Origin of the sequence: Rhodospira trueperi, from assembly GCF_900101965.1 — a bacterium.
Taxonomy (GTDB): domain Bacteria; phylum Pseudomonadota; class Alphaproteobacteria; order Rhodospirillales; family Rhodospirillaceae; genus Rhodospira; species Rhodospira trueperi.
This window is the reverse complement of the sequence record NZ_FNAP01000008.1, coordinates 145,554-163,845: the sequence shown is the minus strand read 5'-3', so window position 1 is coordinate 163,845 and position 18,292 is coordinate 145,554. Positions and strand designations below refer to the sequence as shown.

Here is an 18,292-nt window from a genome sequence, read left to right as displayed (position 1 = left end):
TGATCCTGTCACGGAGGCATCCTCAAGCCGCCCGGGTATTCCATGAAAGCAGTAGCCCGCGTATCGAGTATCAGCCCGCGACACTCGGAATAATCACGTCAGTCCGTCCCGTCTCCACCGATCATCAAGCGTTGCTTGCGGGCGCGGTTTCAAGACGGGCCGCCAGATCGTGTGCGCGTCGCAACGTGTCCGCAATGGAGTCCAGCACGGCCGTCGCTCGTGTCAGGGCGGCCGGATCAATGACGCCGCCCGCCTCAATGGGATGGTCGATGAAAAAATCGTACATCAGGGCATCACGCGCGGCCCGGGCCTCCCGAAGAAGCTGCCGGTCATCGTCGGTCATCGCCGCACGCAGCCGACGGGATGATCCCAGACCCGGTGGCCCGGCGATGAGCGAATCCACGGCGGCATGGAAGTCGCGGACGTCCTCAATGATTTCTTCGACGCCCGCCGCAAGATACCCGAGACGGCGTCCAAGCTCCTGGGCGTCCCGGACACAACAGGCAAACTCCACCAGCACGTCGTTCAGTGCCCCTTCCCCCTGTCCCTGGGACATCACACATCACCCTCCCCCCGGTTCGAACTCCAGCAGAGCGGCCCCGTCATCGACCTGATCGCCGGCCTCAAAGTGAAGCGTCACCACCGTGCCATCATCCGGCGCCGTGATGGTATGCTCCATTTTCATGGCTTCCAATACCACCAAAGCGGTTCCCTTTTCTACAGTTTGACCGACCTCGACCAGCACGCGGGCAATCTTGCCCGGCATTGGCGCCGCCAACCCGCCGCCACCCTGGTCGCGATCAGCCGCCCGGGCGGCGGGATCGTCCAGCGTCAGGCAGTGGTGCCGGCCGCAATCCAGGATGACGAGGTCGAGCCCCTGCCGAACCACGGTGACGCGGCGGCGGAACCCGTCAATATCGCAGACCAGATCCCCTTGGGCATCGATTTCGCCGCGCACCATGACCGAGCCACCTGGCAGATCCAGCCGATACCCATCGCGCTGATAGTGAACGGTGACCGGGCGGCCCTCTCCCGCATCCAAGAACACCATGCGCTGGTAGTTGTCGTCGTTGAGACGCCAGCCGTCGGTCCCGTGCCACGGCGAGTACGGATCGCCCGACCGAGCCGCGGCAGCCGCCACCTCCGTCTGGCGACGCAGCAGAACGTCCAGCGCCGCGAGGGCCAGCACCCCGTCGTCGGCCGGCGCGGCGGCCGGAAACAGATCGCTCTCGTGCATCTCGATGAAGCGGGTGCCAACCTCGCCAGCGGCGAATGCGCGATGCGCGGCCACGCTCCCCAGGAACTCCAGGTTGGTGGACACACCCACGACCTGATAGGCCTCAAGCGCCGCACGCAACCGCCTGACCGCCGCCGCGCGATCCGAATCCCAGACGACGAGCTTGGCGATCATGGGGTCGTAGTGCATCGACACGCGGTCGTCCTGTCGCACCCCGGTATCGACGCGGACATGGGGACCCTCGGACGGCGGGCGCAGGTGACGCAGCCGGCCGATGGACGGCAGGAAGTCGTTGGCCGGATCCTCGGCGTAGACCCGCGCTTCAATGGCGTGGCCACTGACGGACAGCTCTTCCTGGGCCAGCGGCAAGGTCCCGCCGGACGCCACCCGAAGCTGCCACTCGACCAGGTCCTGACCGGTGATCATCTCGGTGACCGGATGCTCCACCTGAAGCCGGGTGTTCATTTCAATGAAATAGAATTGCCCGTCCTGATACAGGAACTCCACGGTGCCGGCGCCGACATAACCGATGGCCTGGGCCGCCGCCACGCCGGCGGCCCCCATGGCGGCGCGCGTCTCCGCCGGCAGGTCGGGCGCGGGGGCCTCCTCCAGAACCTTCTGATGACGGCGCTGGATCGAGCAATCGCGCTCGAACAGGTGCACGACGGTGCCGTGCGTGTCCCCGAACACCTGGATCTCGACGTGGCGCGGCGCGTCCAGATACTTCTCAATCAGAAGCGTATCGTCGCCGAAGGCCCCGGCCGCCTCGTTGCGCGCGCCCTCAATGGCGGCCTCCAGCGCGTCGGCCGCGCGGACCACGCGCATACCCTTGCCGCCACCGCCCGCCGACGCCTTGACCAGCACCGGATAGCCGATGTCGTGGGCGGCCGCGCGCAACGCCTCCATGGACTGGTCGGCGCCATGATAGCCGGGCACCAGGGGCACCCCGGCCTTTTCCATCAGACGCTTGGATTCAGACTTGGAACCCATCGCCTCAATGGCCTCCGGCGTGGGGCCGATGAACACGATCCCAGCCTCGGAACAGGCACGGGCGAAGCCCGCGTTCTCCGACAGGAACCCGTATCCGGGATGAATCGCCTCGGCGCCGGTGGCCCGCGCCGCCTCCAGGATGGCGTCTCCCAGGAGATAGGACTCCCGCGCCGGGGGCGGCCCCAACCGCCACGCCTCGTCGCACAGGTCCACATGCATCGCCTCGGCATCGGCGTCGGAATAGACCGCGACGGTGCGAATGCCCAGGCGGCGACAGGTGCGAGCAACCCGGCAGGCAATTTCCCCGCGATTTGCGATCAGAATCTTGCTGAACATCGCCCGGTCACTCCTTCATCCAGGACGGTTTTCTTTTTTCGAGAAAAGCACCGAGTCCCTCCTGCCCCTCGGCGGAGGCGCGGATGTCGGCGATGCGCCCGGCGGTCTCGTCCATCACCGCGTCGGGCGCGCGGAACGAAACGGCGCGGATCAGATCCTTAACCGCCGCCTGGGCGGCCGGGCCAGCCTGAAGCAGCACGCGGATCATCAACTCGCCGGCCCCGGTCAGTTCCTCGGCGCCCACGACGTCATGCAACAGGCCGATGCGGTGGGCCTCCTCGGCGTCGAACCGCTCGCCCGTCAGCATGTAGCGGCGCGCCGCGCGCGGCCCGATGGCGGCCAGCACGTAAGGGCTGATGACCGCCGGAATGATGCCCAGTTTGACCTCCGACAGCGAGAACGTCGCCCCGGCCGTGGCGATGGCGATGTCGCACGCCGCAACCAGTCCCACACCACCACCAAAGGCCGCGCCGTGAACCAACGCCAGCGTCGGCTTCGGGCAGGTGTCGATGGTCTCCAGCAGGGCCGCGAGCGCTTTGGCGTCGGCGAGGTTCTCTGCGCGCGAATAGCCGGCCATGCGCTTCATCCAGTTCAGGTCGGCCCCGGCGGAGAAGCTCTTGCCCTCGGCCGCCAGAACCACGATGCGGACGGCCGGGTCACGCCCGAGCGCCGTGAAGGCCTCGGTCAACCGGGCGATCAGAACATCGTCGAAGGCATTGTGGACGGCGGGCCGGGTCAGGGTGACGGTGGCCACGCCTCGGTCATCGCGCTCCAAGCGCAGGGAATCGGTCGCTTCGTTGGAGGAAGAGGAGGAATTGGTCATCAAGGAAAGTCCTTTCGCAAGGCGCGGCAAAGACTGGACTGGATCGGCGGGCCGCTCTCGGAGGCCCTCGCAAACCCGTCATTGCGAGCCGGCGTCTTCGGACGCCGGCGAAACAATCCAGGGCTTCGGAGAGACGTATTCGCCCTGGATTGCTTCGTCACTGCTGTCCTCGCAATGACGACGCCTACATCCCGCAAGTCTTCACACCGTCCTAAAGAGATAGCGTTTTCGGAACGGGATCGCCCGGCTCGTTTTAAAGCGGCGACGGATCTACATCCGGAACACGCCGTATTTCGTCTCGCCGATGGGCGCGTTCAGCGACGCCGATATGCCCAGGGCGAGGCTCATGCGGGTCTCGGCGGGGTCGATGATACCGTCGTCCCACAGCCGGGCGGAGGCGTAGAACGGGTGTCCCTGGGTCTCGTACTGCTCGCGGATGGGCGCCTTGAAGGCCTCCTCGTCCTCGGCCGACCACTCCTTGCCCTGCGCCTCCAGGCCGTCGCGCCGCACCTGGGCCAGCACGTTGGCGGCCTGATCCCCACCCATCACCGAGACCCGACCGTTGGGCCACATCCACATCAGGCGCGGGGCGTAGGCACGGCCGCACATGCCGTAGTTGCCGGCGCCGAAGCTGCCACCGATGATGACGGTGAACTTCGGCACCGCCGCGCACGACACCGCCGTGACCATCTTGGCGCCGTCGCGGGCGATGCCGCCGCTCTCGTACTTCCGACCGACCATGAAACCGGTGATGTTCTGCAGGAAGATCAGCGGAATGCCCCGGTGGTTGCACAGCTCGACGAAGTGAGCGCCCTTGAGGGCGCTTTCCGAGAACAGGATGCCATTGTTGGCGACGATGCCCACCGGATAGCCCATGATCCGGGCGAAGCCCGTCACCAACGTCTGGCCGTACAGCGCCTTGAACTCGTCGAAGCGCGAGCCGTCCACCAGCCGGGCAATGACCTCACGGACGTCATAGGGCTTGCGGGTGTCCTTGGGGATAATGCCGTAGACCTCGGCCGGGTCATACAGCGGATCCTCGGGCGCCCGGATGTCCAGATCGACGCGCTTGCGGCGGTTCAGGTTGGCCACCGCCCGCCGGGCCAAATGCAGGGCATGGGTGTCGTCCTGGGCGTAGTGGTCGGTGACCCCCGACGTGCGGCAGTGAACGTCGGCGCCCCCCAGGTCCTCCGCCGTGACCACCTCGCCCGTGGCGGCCTTCACCAGGGGCGGCCCGCCCAGGAAAATGGTGCCTTGGTTCTTCACGATGATGCTTTCATCGCACATGGCGGGCACATAAGCGCCGCCGGCCGTGCAACTGCCCATCACGACCGCAATCTGGGGGATGCCCCGGGCGGACAGGTTGGCCTGATTGAAGAAGATACGCCCGAAGTCATCCTTATCGGGGAACACTTCGTCCTGGAGCGGCAAAAAGGCGCCGCCGGATTCCACCAGATAGACGCACGGAAGGTTGTTTTCGAGCGCGATTTCCTGGGCGCGCAGGTGCTTCTTGACGGTCATGGGATAGTAGGTGCCGCCCTTGACCGTGGCGTCATTGGCCACGATGACGCATTCGACGCCCTCGACCTGCCCGATGCCGGTGATGACGCCGGCCGCCGGCACATCGTCCCCGTACACCTTCCAGCCCGCGAACTGGGAGAACTCCAGGAACGGCGAGCCCACGTCCAGCAGCGTGCGAACCCGGTCGCGCGGCAACAGCTTGCCCCGGTCAAGATGCCGGGCGCGGGCGCGCTCACCGCCGCCCCGCTTGATGACGGCCACCTTGTCGCGCAAGTCCTCGACCAGGGCGCGCATGTGCTCGGCGTTCTCGCGGAAGTCCGCGGATCGGGTGCTGATGGAACTTTTCAGGACGGTCATGGATGAATTCCTATATCTCGTTGAGATTCTGCAATCTTTGAACTATAATCCGTTCGCATGCGCGCCAGACGGTCTTTTAACGACCGCCGGACAAGGGGGCCGCGGCGACGATTGCGGGGGGAGATTTCGCAATGGGAAACCTGACGTTCGGCCTGCACGCCAACCCGGCCGCCCACATGCTCGGTGCTGGCGCTGTGTGTGCCCTCATGCTGGGTGGGTGTTCGCAGATCACTGACTATTACACGAACGACCCGGTCACCAACCACGGACAAAGAACCCTTTCGCGGTATGGAGAAGTTCTTCCGTTCAATACGGACACTGACTGCCTGGCTGAGTACAGCATAAGCCTTGGAGCGGAACAGTGCACAATCGGTCATATTCTCGCCAATGCAAAGCACGACGCTGAAAAAGCTGTATTCCGCAACGCCCTGATGGACGAATTGATTTTGCTGTCCGACAGCAACTGCATTCGCCATCAGGCTGCCATCCTCCATGTGACCAGCGTGGTTGATGCGACGACAACGACCATCAGCGGCGTTCTCGCGGGCGTGTCTGCAATCGTCACCGGTTCTCTTGCCTCGCAGGTGATGGCCACCACGGCCAGCGGGATCACGCTGGCGCAGAGCACCGCGAACGAGAAAATCATGTTCAATTTCCTGGCGCCAGCGGTACTTCAGAAAATAATAGAAGAAAGAAATGAAAAACTTGATGGCATTTTGGATAAAAGAGGCGAAACATTCGACCAATACAGTGTTCGGGCCATGATTCGTGATGTAGAAGAGTATAACCGTATGTGCTCTTTCTATTACGGAATACAGCGGTTGGCCTACGATACGAAGGACCCCGAAAACTTCACAAGCATCCAGGTCCGCATCGACGAACTGACGACGCAGTACAATGCCAACAATGAGAGGATGGATGGACTGAAGGGCTACAGCGACACTGTTCGGGCCCAGCGCTATCAACTGGAACTCGCCAACACTACTATTTTGCAAGAAATAACGGCCCTGCAACGTAAGCTGGTCGCGGCCCCCCGGACTGTCCCGCCGCCGTCTCCGTCGGAGAGCACTCCCGATGAAGGGTCCTGAGGCCCCAAGAACACATAGGTGTCCCCGCTGATCGCTCTGGCCGGGGGACGGTAGAGGGCTCCTCGACCCCATCACCATCCCCCCCGCGCCAACCACTCGTCCATCAGGGGCAGGCGGTCGCCCCCCCAGAACGGCTCGCCGTCCACGAAGAAGAACGGCGAGCCGAACACACCCAGCTTGATCGCGGCCTCGACCTCGCCCTTGGTCCGGTCCTTGAGCGCCGGGTCCTGGAGCGCCGCGCCTAGGGACTCGGCGTCAAGGCCGACCTCGCCGGCCACGGCCAGGGCCACCGCCGTTTCGCCGATGTTGCGCCCGTCGGCGAAATAGGCGCGGTAGACGGCCTTGGCATAGGCCACCGCCTGTTCGGAATCGCGGTCCCACAGCCAGTACACCGCCCGCACCGCCGCCACCGTGGCGATGGGGAACGGCTCCGGCCGCGCGAACGGGATGCCGAAGCGCCGGCACAGGCGCGGCACATCGCGCCACATGTAGTCGCCCTTCAGCGCCTGATCTGACAAAGGGCGGTTGCCCGAGATCTTAAAGGCGGGCCCCAGCAGGATCGGCCGCCAGGTGACGGCCCGGATGTGGCGTTGCGCCAGATCCTCGATCCGGTGCGCCGCCACGTAGCCGTACGGCGAGGAGAAGTCGAAATAGAAATCGATCGGTTCCGGCATGACGCTCCCCCCTCCCCTCAGTCCTTCATGAGTTCCCGCGCGATCACCATGCGCTGGACGTCCGAGGTGCCCTCGTAGATCTGGCTCACCCGCACATCCCGATAGATGCGCTCCACAGGATGATCCGACAGGTAACCGTACCCACCCAGCGTCTGGATGGCATCGGAGCACACCCGCTCCGCCATTTCGCTGGCGAACACCTTGGCCATGCAGGCTTCCCGCAGGCACGGCCGGCCGGCGTCGCGCAGGCGCGCGGCCTCCAGCACCAGATGCCGGGCCGCCTCGATGCGTGTCGCCATGTCGGCCAGCCGGAAGGCCACGGCCTGATGGTTGGCGATGGCGGTCCCGAACGCGGTACGCTCGGCGGCATAGGCGCGGGCGTAGTCGAACGCCGCGCGCGCCATGCCCACCGACTGGGCGGCGATGCCGATGCGCCCGCCCTCCAGGTTGGCGAGCGCGATGCGGTAGCCCTCGCCCTCCTCGCCCAGGCGTAGGTCCGCTGGCACGCGCACGTCGTTCAGCGCGATCTGACAGGTGTCGGAGGCATGTTGGCCCAGCTTGTCCTCGACGCGCACCACCTCCCAGCCCGGCGACTCGGTGGGCACGATGAAGGCGGAAATGCCCTTGCGCCCCGCCGCCGGATCGGTGACGGCGAAGACGATGGCGACATGCCCGTTGGCCCCGGACGTGATGAACATCTTGGTACCGGAGAGGACGTAATGGTCCCCGTCGCGCGCCGCCTTGCACTTCAAGTTGGCGGCGTCGGATCCGGCCTGGGGCTCGGTCAGGCAGAAGGCGCCGATCTTCTCGCCGCGCGCCATGGGCCGCAGGACCCGGTCCTTCTGCGCCTCGGTGCCGAACTTCAGGATCGGCATGCACCCGACCGAGTTGTGCACGCTCATGATGGTACTGGTGGCGCCGTCACCGGCGGCGATCTCCTCCAGCGCCAGCGCGTACGCCACATGATCGGTGCCGGCGCCGTCCCACGCCTCCGGCACCAGCATGCCCAGGAAGCCGAGCGATCCCATGTCCGCCAACGCCTCCGCCGGGAACGCGTGGTCGCGGTCCCAGGCGGCGGCATTCGGCGCCAGCCGGTCGCGGGCGAACTGACGCGCGGTATCGCGGATCAGCGTCTGATCCTCGGTCAGTTCCATGGCCCCCCCTCCCGCCGGGCCGGCCAAACCGTCACCACGGGACCTCCTGTCCATCATAGGCGTAGAAGCAGCCGTTGTCGGCCGGGCTGGCGTTGGCGATCAGCCGGCGCATGCCGGTGATGCTCTCCTGGGGGGTAATCAGGGCGTGCGGGCCGCCCATGTCCGTCTGCACCCAGCCCGGATGCATCGACAGACAGATGATGCCGCGCGGACCCAGTTCGATGGACAGGCCCTTGATGACCATGTTCACCCCGGCCTTGGACGAGCGGTAGACCACCGAGCCGGGCGAGCTGGCGTCGGCGATGCTGCCCATCTTCGACGACACGGTGGCCAGCACCGGCCGTTCGGCCTTCTCCAGATTGGCGACGAAGGTCTCGGCGACCTTCCACGGCGCGACAACGTTGGTCCGCAGGCACTCCATCCACGGGTCCACCGGGATATCGCCGAACGAGCCCTGCGGTCCCTTCAGCGGATAGATGCCAGCGTTGTTGATGAGCACGTCGAACGTCCGCCCGGCCAGCGCGCGCCCCAGCGCGGACAGCGCCGCGTCGTCGGCAACATCCAGGGCGTGTACCTCGGCCCCGGTGGCCGTCAGGTCTGGCGCCGCCGACGGGTCGCGGCAGGTGGCGATGACATCCCAGCCATCGGCCCTGTACTGGCGGACGAATTCCAGGCCGAGACCGCGACTGGCGCCGGTGATGAAGACGGTGGGCATGATGACCTCCGTTGTGTCGTGAGGGAGGAGACGGGGCGGGCGTCAGGCCATCCGTTCGACCGCCATGGCCGTGGCTTCGCCGCCGCCGATGCACAGGCAGGCAACGCCCCGGCGCTGGCCATGTTCCTTCAGTGCGTTGAGCAGGGTCACGAGAATCCGCGCCCCCGACGCGCCGATGGGATGGCCGAGCGCGCAGGCGCCGCCGTGCACGTTCATCTTTTCGTGCGGAATGTCCAGGTCGCGCATGGCGGCCATGGTCACCACGGCGAAGGCCTCGTTGACCTCCCACAGATCCACGTCTTCCACCGACCAGCCGGTGCGCTCCATCAGGGTCTCAATGGCGCCGATGGGCGCGGTGGTGAACCAGTTCGGCTCGCGGGCGTGGGTGGCATGGCCGACGACACGGGCCAAAGGGGTCCAGCCCTTGGCCTCGGCGACGGCCGCCCGGGTCATCACCAGCGCGGCGGCGCCGTCGGAGATGCTGGAACTGTTGGCTGCGGTCACCGTGCCGCCGTCGCGGAACGCCGCCTTCAGAGTCGGGATCTTCTCCAGCTTCGCCAGACGCGGATTCTGGTCGGTGTCGATGACCGCGTCGCGGCCCTTGCCGGCCCTCACCGTCATGGGTTCGATTTCGCGGGCGAACACGCCGTCGGCCGTGGCCTTCTGGGCACGCTCCAACGAGCAGATGGCGAAGGCGTCCTGCTCCTCGCGGGTGAACTGATAGTGCTGCGCGCAGTCCTCGGCGAAAGTGCCCATCAGGCGCCCCTTGTCGTAGGCGTCCTCCAGCCCATCGAGGAACATATGGTCGCGCACCGCGCCATGGCCCATGCGATAGCCGCCCCGGGCCTTGTCCAGCAGATAGGGCGCGTTGGTCATGCTCTCCATGCCGCCAGCGACCATCACGTCAGCCGAGCCGACCGCCAGTTCATCGTGCGCGATCATGGCCGCCTTCATGGCCGAGCCGCACATCTTGTTGACCGTGGTGCAGCCGGCGGACCACGGCAACCCGGCCCCGTGCGCCGCCTGACGGGCCGGCGCCTGGCCCTGCCCGGCCGGCAGCACGCAGCCCATGTGGACACCGTCCACGTCGTCGACAGAGGCGCCGGCCCGGGCCATGGCGGCCTTGATGGCATGGGCACCAAGATCGGGCGCCGTCATGCCGGCCAACTCACCCTGAAAGCCGCCCATGGGCGTGCGCGCGGCGCCGACAATGACAATGGGATCTGTGCTCATGCGGACGGGTCTCCTTATGGCGACGCGGGGTGTCTTTGGGGCGGGTTTCGATCCGGCCCCGCACCGAACCCGTCCGGGGCATTGTTCCCGATGACCCGGGAGCGGTAAAGGGCATCGGCGGCGGCCGGATCCGGCGCGCCCTCCGGCAGCGCGGCGCAGCGCGCGGCGGCGGTGTCAAGTTCGTCGTTGATCCAGCGATACAGCGCCGGATGCCGCGCCACGGGCGCGGCGCGAATGGCGTCGATCTCGGCCCGGACATCGGCGGGCATAGCGTCCTGGTCGAGCAGCGCGTCGAGCGCCAGCGGCGGCAGGGTCGCCCGCCCCTCCAACCAGCGCAGCGCCAACAGGGCGCGGGCAGCCTTCAGCGACTTGGTGGCGGTCATGGCCTCGCCCCGGTCGAGAAACGCCGTCAGCGCCTTGCGGGCCTCGCCCCACAGCGCGTGGCCCAGCGCGCGGCGGGAATACCCCTCTTGCGCCAGCCGCCGTAGGTCCTCGCCCAGCCCCTCCGGATCATGGATCACATCCGGGCTGGCCAGCCACGACCACACCATCGGGTTGGAGCGCAAAAGCAGCCGCAGCCCCTTGCGCAGGTCCCACCCCCAAGTCTCCGCATCGGGACCGTCCAGCGAGTCCGGCCCCTCCGCCAGGGTCAGATACCAGTCGGCCGGCCGGACGTAGACAAACCGCACGCCGGCCGGTGCCGGCGCGTTGGGCGCGGCCACGGTGCCGTCCACCGCCTCGCCGACACGACAGGCGAACAGCAGGCGGGCGCCGCGCGCGGCGACGTGATCGGCGAGGGTGGGGGTCACAAGAGCCTCACGCGGTCTCGGCGAACAGTTCGCGGCCGATCAGCATGCGGCGGATTTCGCTGGTGCCGGCGCCGATCTCGTACAGCTTGGCGTCGCGCAGCAGGCGGCCGGTGGGGTACTCGTTGATGTAGCCGTTGCCGCCCAGGCACTGGATCGCCTCCAGCGCCATCCAGGTCGCCTTCTCAGCGGCGAACAGAATGGCCCCGGCGGCGTCCTTGCGGGTGGTCTCGCCCCGGTCGCACGCCTTGCCGACGGCGTACACATAGGCCTTGGCGGCGTTCATGGTGGTGTACATGTCGGCCAGCTTGCCCTGCATGAGCTGGAATTCGCCGATCGGCTGGCCGAACTGCTTGCGTTCGTGGACGTAGGGCAAGACGACATCCATGCAGGCGTCCATGATGCCCAACGGGCCGGCGGCGAGGATGGCGCGCTCATAGTCCAAGCCGCTCATGAGCACGCGGACCCCCTTGTCAAGCTGGCCCAGAATGTTCTCCTCCGGCACCTCGCAGTCCTCGAACACCAGTTCACAGGTGTTGGAGCCACGCATGCCCAGCTTATCCAGCTTCTGCGCGGTGGAGAAGCCCTTGAAGCCCTTCTCGATCAGGAACGCGGTGATGCCCTTCGGCCCGGCGTCGGGCGTCGTCTTGGCATAGACCACCAGGGTATCGGCCTCGGGGCCGTTGGTGATCCACATCTTGTTGCCGTTGAGGATGTAGCGATCACCCTTCTTCACCGCCCGGGTGCGCATGCTGACGACGTCGGACCCGGAGCCCGGCTCGCTCATAGCCAGCGCGCCCACATGCTCGCCCGAAATCAGCTTGGGCAGATAGCGCGCCTTCTGCTCGGTGTTGCCGTTGCGGCGAATCTGGTTGACGCACAGGTTGGAGTGCGCACCGTACGACAGCCCCACCGACGCCGACGCGCGGCTGATCTCCTCGACCGCGATCATGTGCTCCAGATACCCCAGGCCGGAGCCGCCGTCGGCCTCGTCCACCGTGATCCCCAGCAAGCCGAGATCGCCGAACTTGCGCCACAGGTCGGCCGGGAACAGGTTCGTCTGGTCGATGTCGGCGGCGCGCGGTGCGATTTCCTCGGCGGCGAAGGCGGCCACGGTGTCGCGGATCATGGTGGCGGTCTCGCCAAGATCGAAGTTCAGGGTCGGATAGCTGATCACGGCGGGGTCTCCTCAGGCTGCGGGTCCGGAACCGGTGGCGGGTGATACTATTCGATACCGTATATGACGTTTACGTAAACGTCAATCACCGACGTCACGCGCCAACACCCGATGCGGCGCCGCAAGAACCGCCGAAAACATATTGAAAATGAACCCGTTACTGGTATGATTCGGGTCGTAGCGTGATGGGGCGCACGAAGGATTGGTGTCCCACATGCGGCAGCATGAGAGCGCCGATGGGTGAACCACAGGACCGACTGACGATCGAGCCAAGCCACGGCGACAGTGCGTGGCTTGGCACCATGCCCGGATTCCTGCGCGGCATGGCCCGAGGATGGGACGCCCGCGGCGAGCGCCATCGCAATCTGCGGATGGTCCGCGCCGTCGCCGCCCTCTACCCCACTCTGTGTCGGGTCGAGCGCGAGACGCGAAAGGCCACCGAATCCGAAGGCGAGACCGCGGGCGAAGACCGCTGCCTGCTCGATGGCGTCCCATTCGAACAGGCGGTGAACAACGATCTGACCATCGAACGCGGCCTTGAGGTCTTCGATCATGCCTGGAAATCGGGCGCGCTGGCCCTGCGGGCCGGAAACGGCAAGCTCATTCCCCCGTCGCGAGGCAAGGTGATCGTACCGGCCTGCGGGTATTCCATCGATCACGTTCGGCACTATTTCATCGACCGCGCCGCCCGCCTCATCCTGCGCCGTCTGCCCAAGGTTTACGACCGAGTCGCCGAACACATCACCGACGCCGGCCAGTTGCCCCGCCTGCGCCTTGTGGCCTCGATGAAGACGCTCGTCATCAACGAGGTCCTTCGGGGATTCGAAGGGAACGTCAAGAAGGCCCTGTTCTCGACCGATGGAAGCATGCTGGAGGCGCTGGCGCGGATTAGCCCGCCCGTCATGGTCGCGCTTCGAGAGACGCTGGACCAGGAATTCCCGAGCCTGATGAACCGCGATCCCTCAATTCTGCTGGCCCTGGGCGAATCCTTCACCGTCCCCGAACAGGCCCGCGACATCGGCCAGGATGTCCTGATGCTGCATACGCCTGAGGCCGTGCGGGCCGTCGGCGCATGGACCGTCGAGGATGTTACCGACCGCGTCAATGCGGAGCGGGAAGAGCGCGGCCTGCCCCGCGTCAAGAGCCGTGTCCACAATACGGACATCCGGGTCCTGCGCGGTGTCCTGGGGACCGAGTTCGCCCGTCTGATGGAAGCTCCCGCACCACTCCTGAAAGCCTACGGAAACGCCGTGCCGGAGCTCCGGACCCTGGATGTCGCCCCCCGGCAGGCCCGCGTCGAACAGATGACCAACCTGTGTCAACGCTACAGCGGCTACTTCACGGACGAGTCGGCCACATCTCTGTTCCTGCTGTCCCCTGAGGAATGGAACGCCCTTCCACCGAACCGGCGCCCCAGCCTTCCGGAAGTGTTTTTCATCCTGGAGGGGCTTTGGAACAAGAAGGGCTATGGGCGGAAGTTCTTCGAAACCGCCTTCAGCACGCCCGACGGCGCGAAGGCCCTGCGCCTGACGATGCTGGACCTGAACGCGCTGAAGGATCGCGGGTCCGTCAAGTCGGCTGAGGATCTGAACCAGATCGTCGCCAACTCCGACCTCCTGGATACCCACATCCAGGCGTTCATGAGTTCGAAGTAAGCCGGGACCTCGCGCCCCGCTCCGCCTCGTCGCTCTCGGTCGGCGGCCGGCTTTTGGCGGGCGTGATCGATGCACCCCGTACCCCGCCCTCAAGAATGCGCCGAGCCTGGGCCTCCACCTGGTCAAGCTCGTCCAGGGTCAGCCGCATGTCCTCCATGCGGTCCAACAGAGAGCGGCGGCGTTGCCGGATGGTTTCGATCAGCCGGCGCAACTGGGCCCCTTCGGTCGGCTCGGCGCCGTACATGTCGATAATGTCCTGACACTCGCCCAGGGAGAATCCCAGGCGCTTGCCCCGCACGATCAGCAGCAGGCGCACGCGGTCGCGCTCGGTGTAGATCCGTCGTTGCCCCTCGCGTCGGGGCGTCAGAAGCCCCTTGTCCTCATAGAAGCGAATGGCCCGCGCGGTCACGCCGAACTCGCTGGACAACTCAGCGATGCTATAGGTCTGTTCAGCGGCTTGTTCACTCATGCCGACAGTTTACGTAAACGTAAAGCGCCTGTCGAGTGTGCATTGCACCAAGCGCTCCCCTCGACGGGCCGCTCCGCATGGGTCACAATGGGCGTCCCCGGCGTTGGCTCGGGGCACGATCTGGCCCGTATTGATAAAGGCCTGGAATGTCAATGGACTGGTCCCGCTTCGATCGCGAGCGATTTCGCAAGATCATGGCCCTGGCTCTGCGCGCGGACGGCCCGGAGGCGCTGAGCGCGTTGGAACACGCGCGCGCGCATCTTGAAGACGCCGGCGGATCCATCGAGGACCTTCTGGGGGGGTCTGTCTCCGTATACACCCATGGGGAGCGGGACCCATCCCAGGGCCACGGCGTGCCCTCCCGCCGCACAACGGGCTCGGACCCGGCGGAGGTTCATAACGACCCGGTGCGCAACGCCTTGTACGCCAGTCGGATCGTCGCCCAGTTGCGCACCGAGAATCGTCGCCTGAACGATCTGCTGGATCAGGCGTCGCGCTATATCGCCGAACTGGAGAGCGAGATCATGCGCGTCCGGACCAAGAGCCATGGCGATGCCCGCTGACACCGCCCCGCCGACATCGGACGCGACGCGCGCCCTCGCCGACGGACTCCTGGCGGCGCTGGATGACGGCCACGGCGGCTGTCTCCCCCTGGGGGATCCGCGCCAGCCCGAAGTGATTCGGGCCTGGGCCGAACTGACGGCGGAGATCGGCGACGACGCGCTTGACGACACGCTGTCGTCAGCCGTGGCCATCCTGGGCGCGGATCGCGCCCTGAAGCGCCGCCTACTCGACGCTGGCTTGATGCCCGATGTGCCGGTGCAGACGTCCCTCATCGCCGGCTTCGTGCGCATGTTCCGGCGCATCAAGGCGATTACCGCCGCCGGAGGCCTCGACGACGCCGCCCTGATGGCCGAAACCCGCCGCGACATGCGGGCCCTGAACCAGCAGATGACGGAGGCGTTGGGCACCATCCGCGACCAGCGCGCCGCGATGGGGCGCATGGGCCGCATCCTCACGGATCGTGAACGCCGGCAGGCGCGCACATCGGTGGAACTGTCCCGAACCCAGGACGAGCTTGAGCGAATCCGGAGCGAACTGATCGACACGCGCACCGCGCTGGCCCAAACGGAAGCCGAACGCGATGACGCTCACCACGCCATGGCGGCGCTGCGGGCTGAGCGGGATGACCTGCGCCGCGACCTCAACCGCACGCGGGCCGGCGTCGAGGATCTGAAGGCCAAATACCTGGAGAAGTTCGCGCTCGCCCTGCACGACCTGAACCGGGCCCGCGCGCTCCTGTTCAACGATCCGCGTTCGACCCTGCCGGCCATGAAAGCCAGCGTCGCCCAGGGGTATTACATGATCCTGGAGGACATGGGCGCCGGCGCCGATGCCCGAAAGGTCATGGCCTCGATCAGAACCGACGGATTTTAGCCCGCATTCCTCACCGCCGCGTGGCAGCGGCGGCCCTCAATCAGGGTAGTCGTGTGAAAAAAGAGTAGCGTCGGAACCGGGCGCTCGACAGAAGCGAGACCCCAACGACGAGCCCCCAGCTGTCATTGCGAGAAGCGAAGCGACGAAGCAATCCAGGGCTCAATACGCATGCATCCGCTCTAGATTGCTTCGCCCGCGTCTGGCGACGCGGGCTCGCAATGACAGATCAAGGCGCCGCGCGATGGACGAAGAGACCGAAGCGCGTTCACCCGATTGCCCCGGGCGCTCAATCGAACAGGCTGGACACCGAGCGCTCGTCGCTGATGCGCTGGATGGCCTCGGCCAGAAGGGGCGCGATCGTAATCTGACGGACGTTCTTGGCCAGCCGCATGGCCTCTGTCGCCTGGATGCTGTCGGTGATGACCAGACTGTCCAGCGGCGAGGAGGTCACCCGCGCCACCGCGCCCCCGGACAGCACGCCATGGCTGACATAGGCGCTGACCGCCGTGGCCCCGGCCTCCTTCAGCGCCACCGCCGCGTTGCACAGCGTACCGGCGGAATCGACGATATCGTCAACCAGAATACAGGTGCGGTCCCTGACATCGCCGATGATGTTCATGACCTCCGACACCCCGGCGCGCTCGCGCCGTTTGTCGATGATGGCCAGATCGGCCTCGATCCGGCTGGCCAGCCCGCGCGCGCGGACCACGCCGCCGACGTCTGGCGAGACGATCATGGGCCGCTCGCCGGGATACCGGTCCAGGATATCCTTGGAGAACACCGGCGCGCAGAACAGATTGTCCAGCGGAATGTCGAAGAAACCCTGAATCTGACCCGAGTGCAGATCCAGCGTAACCACCCTGTTGGCCCCGGCCACGGCAATCACGTTGGCCACCAGCTTGGCGGTAATCGGCGTGCGCGGCGATGTCTTCCGATCCTGACGGGCATAGCCGAAATACGGAATAACCGCCGTGATGCGTCGGGCGGAACTGCGGCGCAACGCATCCAGCGTGACCAGCAGCTCCATCAGGTTGTCGTTGGCGGGGTAGGACGTAGGCTGAATGACGAAACAGTCCTCGCCACGGACGTTCTGGTGGATCTCGACAAAAACCTCCATGTCGGAAAACCGACGCACAGAGGCATTGGTCAGTTCGATATTGAGATAAGCGGCAACGGCTTCGGCAAGCGGACGGTTGCCGTTGCAGGCCACGAGTTTCATGGGCCAGGGTCCCCGGAGGCGATGGGCTGAGGCGACGGGCGAAAGCAGTCGGCGCACACCCGGCAGCGGGGGCACCGGCGGGAACGACGCCTGGTGGAGCGACGCTCCCGAGAGGGGCGATCACGACGAAGGGCCAAGGGCTCCCCGTCGCGCGGGGCGGACTATATCAACCGCTCCGCCGGCCGACAATACGGCTTTCACGAAGCTGTCACGAGCCCGGCGGCACCACGATCCCCTTGCGCACCAGGATCTCGCCAACCCCCATAGCGGTGCCTTCCGCGATCAAGGCAGCCACATCCCCCCACTCCCCATCCAGGCTGCCGATGGGAATGGCGTTTTCCTGGGACATGCGGCCCAGGGTTTGACCGCTGCCGTCCAGCACCTCCCAAGCGATGGAGACCTGTTCCGTGTCGAGGGACTGCATGGGCAGCACCTCGACGGCGCCCCGCACCACCAGCCGATCCGGCGACGCTGTTTCAGTGATGCGCACACCGCTCTGTTCGAATATCCGTGTCAGGGCGCGCTCCAGGGCCTCCTTACCGTTCCCCGGCGCCCGCGTGACTTCCGGCGGCGCCATGACCAGCTCCGAAGCCGAGCGGGCCGGCCCGGGAGAGGACGAACGCGTCGCCGTATCCTGAGCCGACGCCGTCGCCGTCGCGTCCGCCGTGTCGGCGTCGGGTTCGGCCTTGTCACCGGAAGCGTCCCCCTCGCCCGCCACCGCCTCAGACTCCGCTGCCGCCGTGTCCGGAGTGACGTCGCGGGCGGTCCGGCGCCGACCCGTCGTGTCGGCCTCGGACCCGATCAGGGCAACCAGCGGTGCCCGGCTGTCCCCGGCCACAAGGTCGGCCACCTGCTCGCCACCCGTGGCCCAGACCTCGATCGGCATGGCCATGTCGCGGGTGGTTTCGTCGATCACCGTGCCATCGGATGCCAGCAAGCTCCAACGCACGGTGAAGCTCGTCCCGATGTCGGTCGCGTCCTGACCGACCAGCCACCCCACCAGCACCAGTCCGGGCGCATCCGCCGCCGGGCTCTCCACCGCCATGGCCGGGATATCGGAGGCCGTCAGCCGCCGGGCGACGGCCTCGGCCATCAGCTCCCCCAGGGCGCGCGGCACGCCCAGGACAGGCGGGACCGCCACGCCAACGCCCGAGCGCAGCGTGACCAGAGGATTTCCTTGCGGCGCGTAGGCCTGATGGCGAAACGGCTGGGGTATACCGCACGCGGTCAGGAGAAGCAGCACACTCCCCAGCACCGCCCAACGTACCTCGGTCCCCGGCATCGCACGCCCCTCAACGTTCCCTATCGCCTTCACACATGTCCGCCAACGTCCGCCCGCGCCGCAGGAACGGGGCACGGCCCCGCCCTCCGCCTTTCAACAGGAGGACATCCGGCAGGCGC

The 18,292-nt window shown here is 66.5% G+C and carries 17 protein-coding genes; 4 read left to right on the top strand and 13 right to left on the bottom strand.

All coding sequences use genetic code 11. The features are described from left to right. Nucleotides 1-124: 124 nt before the first annotated feature. The 4 genes from BLS85_RS11950 to BLS85_RS11935 form a co-directional block, all read right to left on the bottom strand. Nucleotides 125-556 carry a hypothetical protein gene (locus tag BLS85_RS11950; protein ID WP_092786560.1) on the bottom strand — a complete coding sequence of 144 codons (432 nt, stop codon included), beginning with the start codon at nucleotides 554-556 and terminating at the stop codon, nucleotides 125-127. A gap of 6 nt (nucleotides 557-562) precedes the next feature. Next, on the bottom strand, nucleotides 563-2,563 hold the full coding sequence (locus BLS85_RS11945; RefSeq protein ID WP_092786558.1) for an acetyl/propionyl/methylcrotonyl-CoA carboxylase subunit alpha: 2,001 nt from the start codon (nucleotides 2,561-2,563) through the stop codon (nucleotides 563-565). A gap of 7 nt (nucleotides 2,564-2,570) precedes the next feature. Further along, nucleotides 2,571-3,386 (bottom strand): enoyl-CoA hydratase/isomerase family protein, encoded by an 816-nt coding sequence (locus BLS85_RS11940; RefSeq protein ID WP_092786556.1) that lies wholly within the window; start codon nucleotides 3,384-3,386, stop codon nucleotides 2,571-2,573. 270 nt (nucleotides 3,387-3,656) lie between these two features. Beyond that, the gene (locus BLS85_RS11935) at nucleotides 3,657-5,264 is read right to left on the bottom strand and encodes a carboxyl transferase domain-containing protein (RefSeq protein ID WP_092786554.1); all 1,608 of its coding nucleotides are present in this window, start codon (nucleotides 5,262-5,264) and stop codon (nucleotides 3,657-3,659) included. A 131-nt stretch (nucleotides 5,265-5,395) separates the two neighbouring features. On the opposite strand from BLS85_RS11935, the gene BLS85_RS11930 reads away from it, so the two are divergent. Then, the gene (locus BLS85_RS11930; protein ID WP_092786552.1) at nucleotides 5,396-6,352 is read left to right on the top strand and encodes a hypothetical protein; all 957 of its coding nucleotides are present in this window, start codon (nucleotides 5,396-5,398) and stop codon (nucleotides 6,350-6,352) included. Nucleotides 6,353-6,423: 71 nt separating this feature from the next. On the opposite strand, the gene BLS85_RS11925 is transcribed toward BLS85_RS11930, so the two are convergent. Genes BLS85_RS11925 through BLS85_RS11900 form a run of 6 tightly spaced genes read right to left on the bottom strand, consistent with a single transcriptional unit; the run spans nucleotide 6,424 to nucleotide 12,063 of the window. Continuing rightward, on the bottom strand, nucleotides 6,424-7,026 hold the full coding sequence (locus tag BLS85_RS11925; RefSeq protein WP_092786550.1) for a 2-hydroxychromene-2-carboxylate isomerase: 603 nt from the start codon (nucleotides 7,024-7,026) through the stop codon (nucleotides 6,424-6,426). A 17-nt stretch (nucleotides 7,027-7,043) separates the two neighbouring features. After that, nucleotides 7,044-8,180 carry an acyl-CoA dehydrogenase family protein gene (locus BLS85_RS11920; RefSeq protein WP_092786548.1) on the bottom strand — a complete coding sequence of 379 codons (1,137 nt, stop codon included), beginning with the start codon at nucleotides 8,178-8,180 and terminating at the stop codon, nucleotides 7,044-7,046. A 31-nt stretch (nucleotides 8,181-8,211) separates the two neighbouring features. After that, nucleotides 8,212-8,895: an SDR family oxidoreductase gene (locus tag BLS85_RS11915; RefSeq protein WP_092786546.1), complete on the bottom strand. Its 684-nt coding sequence runs from the start codon at nucleotides 8,893-8,895 to the stop codon at nucleotides 8,212-8,214. Between the two features lie 42 nt (nucleotides 8,896-8,937). Continuing rightward, nucleotides 8,938-10,128 carry an acetyl-CoA C-acyltransferase gene (locus BLS85_RS11910; RefSeq protein WP_092786544.1) on the bottom strand — a complete coding sequence of 397 codons (1,191 nt, stop codon included), beginning with the start codon at nucleotides 10,126-10,128 and terminating at the stop codon, nucleotides 8,938-8,940. Nucleotides 10,129-10,142: 14 nt separating this feature from the next. Beyond that, entirely contained in the window at nucleotides 10,143-10,937 is a 795-nt protein-coding gene (locus tag BLS85_RS11905; protein WP_092786542.1) for a DNA polymerase beta superfamily protein, read from the bottom strand. A gap of 7 nt (nucleotides 10,938-10,944) precedes the next feature. Beyond that, the gene (locus BLS85_RS11900) at nucleotides 10,945-12,063 is read right to left on the bottom strand and encodes an isovaleryl-CoA dehydrogenase (RefSeq protein ID WP_176793676.1); all 1,119 of its coding nucleotides are present in this window, start codon (nucleotides 12,061-12,063) and stop codon (nucleotides 10,945-10,947) included. Between the two features lie 284 nt (nucleotides 12,064-12,347). On the opposite strand from BLS85_RS11900, the gene BLS85_RS11895 reads away from it, so the two are divergent. Beyond that, nucleotides 12,348-13,766, top strand: coding sequence for a hypothetical protein (locus BLS85_RS11895; protein ID WP_092786538.1), 1,419 nt, complete (start codon nucleotides 12,348-12,350; stop codon nucleotides 13,764-13,766). Here the strand turns inward: BLS85_RS11895 and BLS85_RS11890 are convergent. Then, entirely contained in the window at nucleotides 13,750-14,235 is a 486-nt protein-coding gene (locus BLS85_RS11890; protein WP_092786536.1) for a MerR family transcriptional regulator, read from the bottom strand. The two genes, BLS85_RS11895 and BLS85_RS11890, sit on opposite strands and share 17 nt — an antisense overlap. Nucleotides 14,236-14,387: 152 nt before the next feature. On the opposite strand from BLS85_RS11890, the gene BLS85_RS11885 reads away from it, so the two are divergent. Together BLS85_RS11885 and BLS85_RS11880 are read left to right on the top strand one after the other, a co-directional pair. Then, entirely contained in the window at nucleotides 14,388-14,798 is a 411-nt protein-coding gene (locus BLS85_RS11885) for a hypothetical protein (protein ID WP_092786534.1), read from the top strand. After that, nucleotides 14,782-15,672, top strand: a complete 891-nt coding sequence (locus BLS85_RS11880) for a hypothetical protein (protein WP_092786532.1) — start codon at nucleotides 14,782-14,784, stop codon at nucleotides 15,670-15,672. Before BLS85_RS11885 ends, BLS85_RS11880 begins: the two co-directional genes overlap by 17 nt. Nucleotides 15,673-15,958: 286 nt before the next feature. On the opposite strand, the gene BLS85_RS11875 is transcribed toward BLS85_RS11880, so the two are convergent. Both BLS85_RS11875 and BLS85_RS11870 read right to left on the bottom strand, forming a co-directional pair. Further along, the gene (locus tag BLS85_RS11875) at nucleotides 15,959-16,891 is read right to left on the bottom strand and encodes a ribose-phosphate pyrophosphokinase (protein WP_092786530.1); all 933 of its coding nucleotides are present in this window, start codon (nucleotides 16,889-16,891) and stop codon (nucleotides 15,959-15,961) included. 208 nt (nucleotides 16,892-17,099) lie between these two features. Beyond that, nucleotides 17,100-18,173, bottom strand: a complete 1,074-nt coding sequence (locus BLS85_RS11870; RefSeq protein WP_092786528.1) for a hypothetical protein — start codon at nucleotides 18,171-18,173, stop codon at nucleotides 17,100-17,102. Nucleotides 18,174-18,292 lie beyond the last annotated feature (119 nt).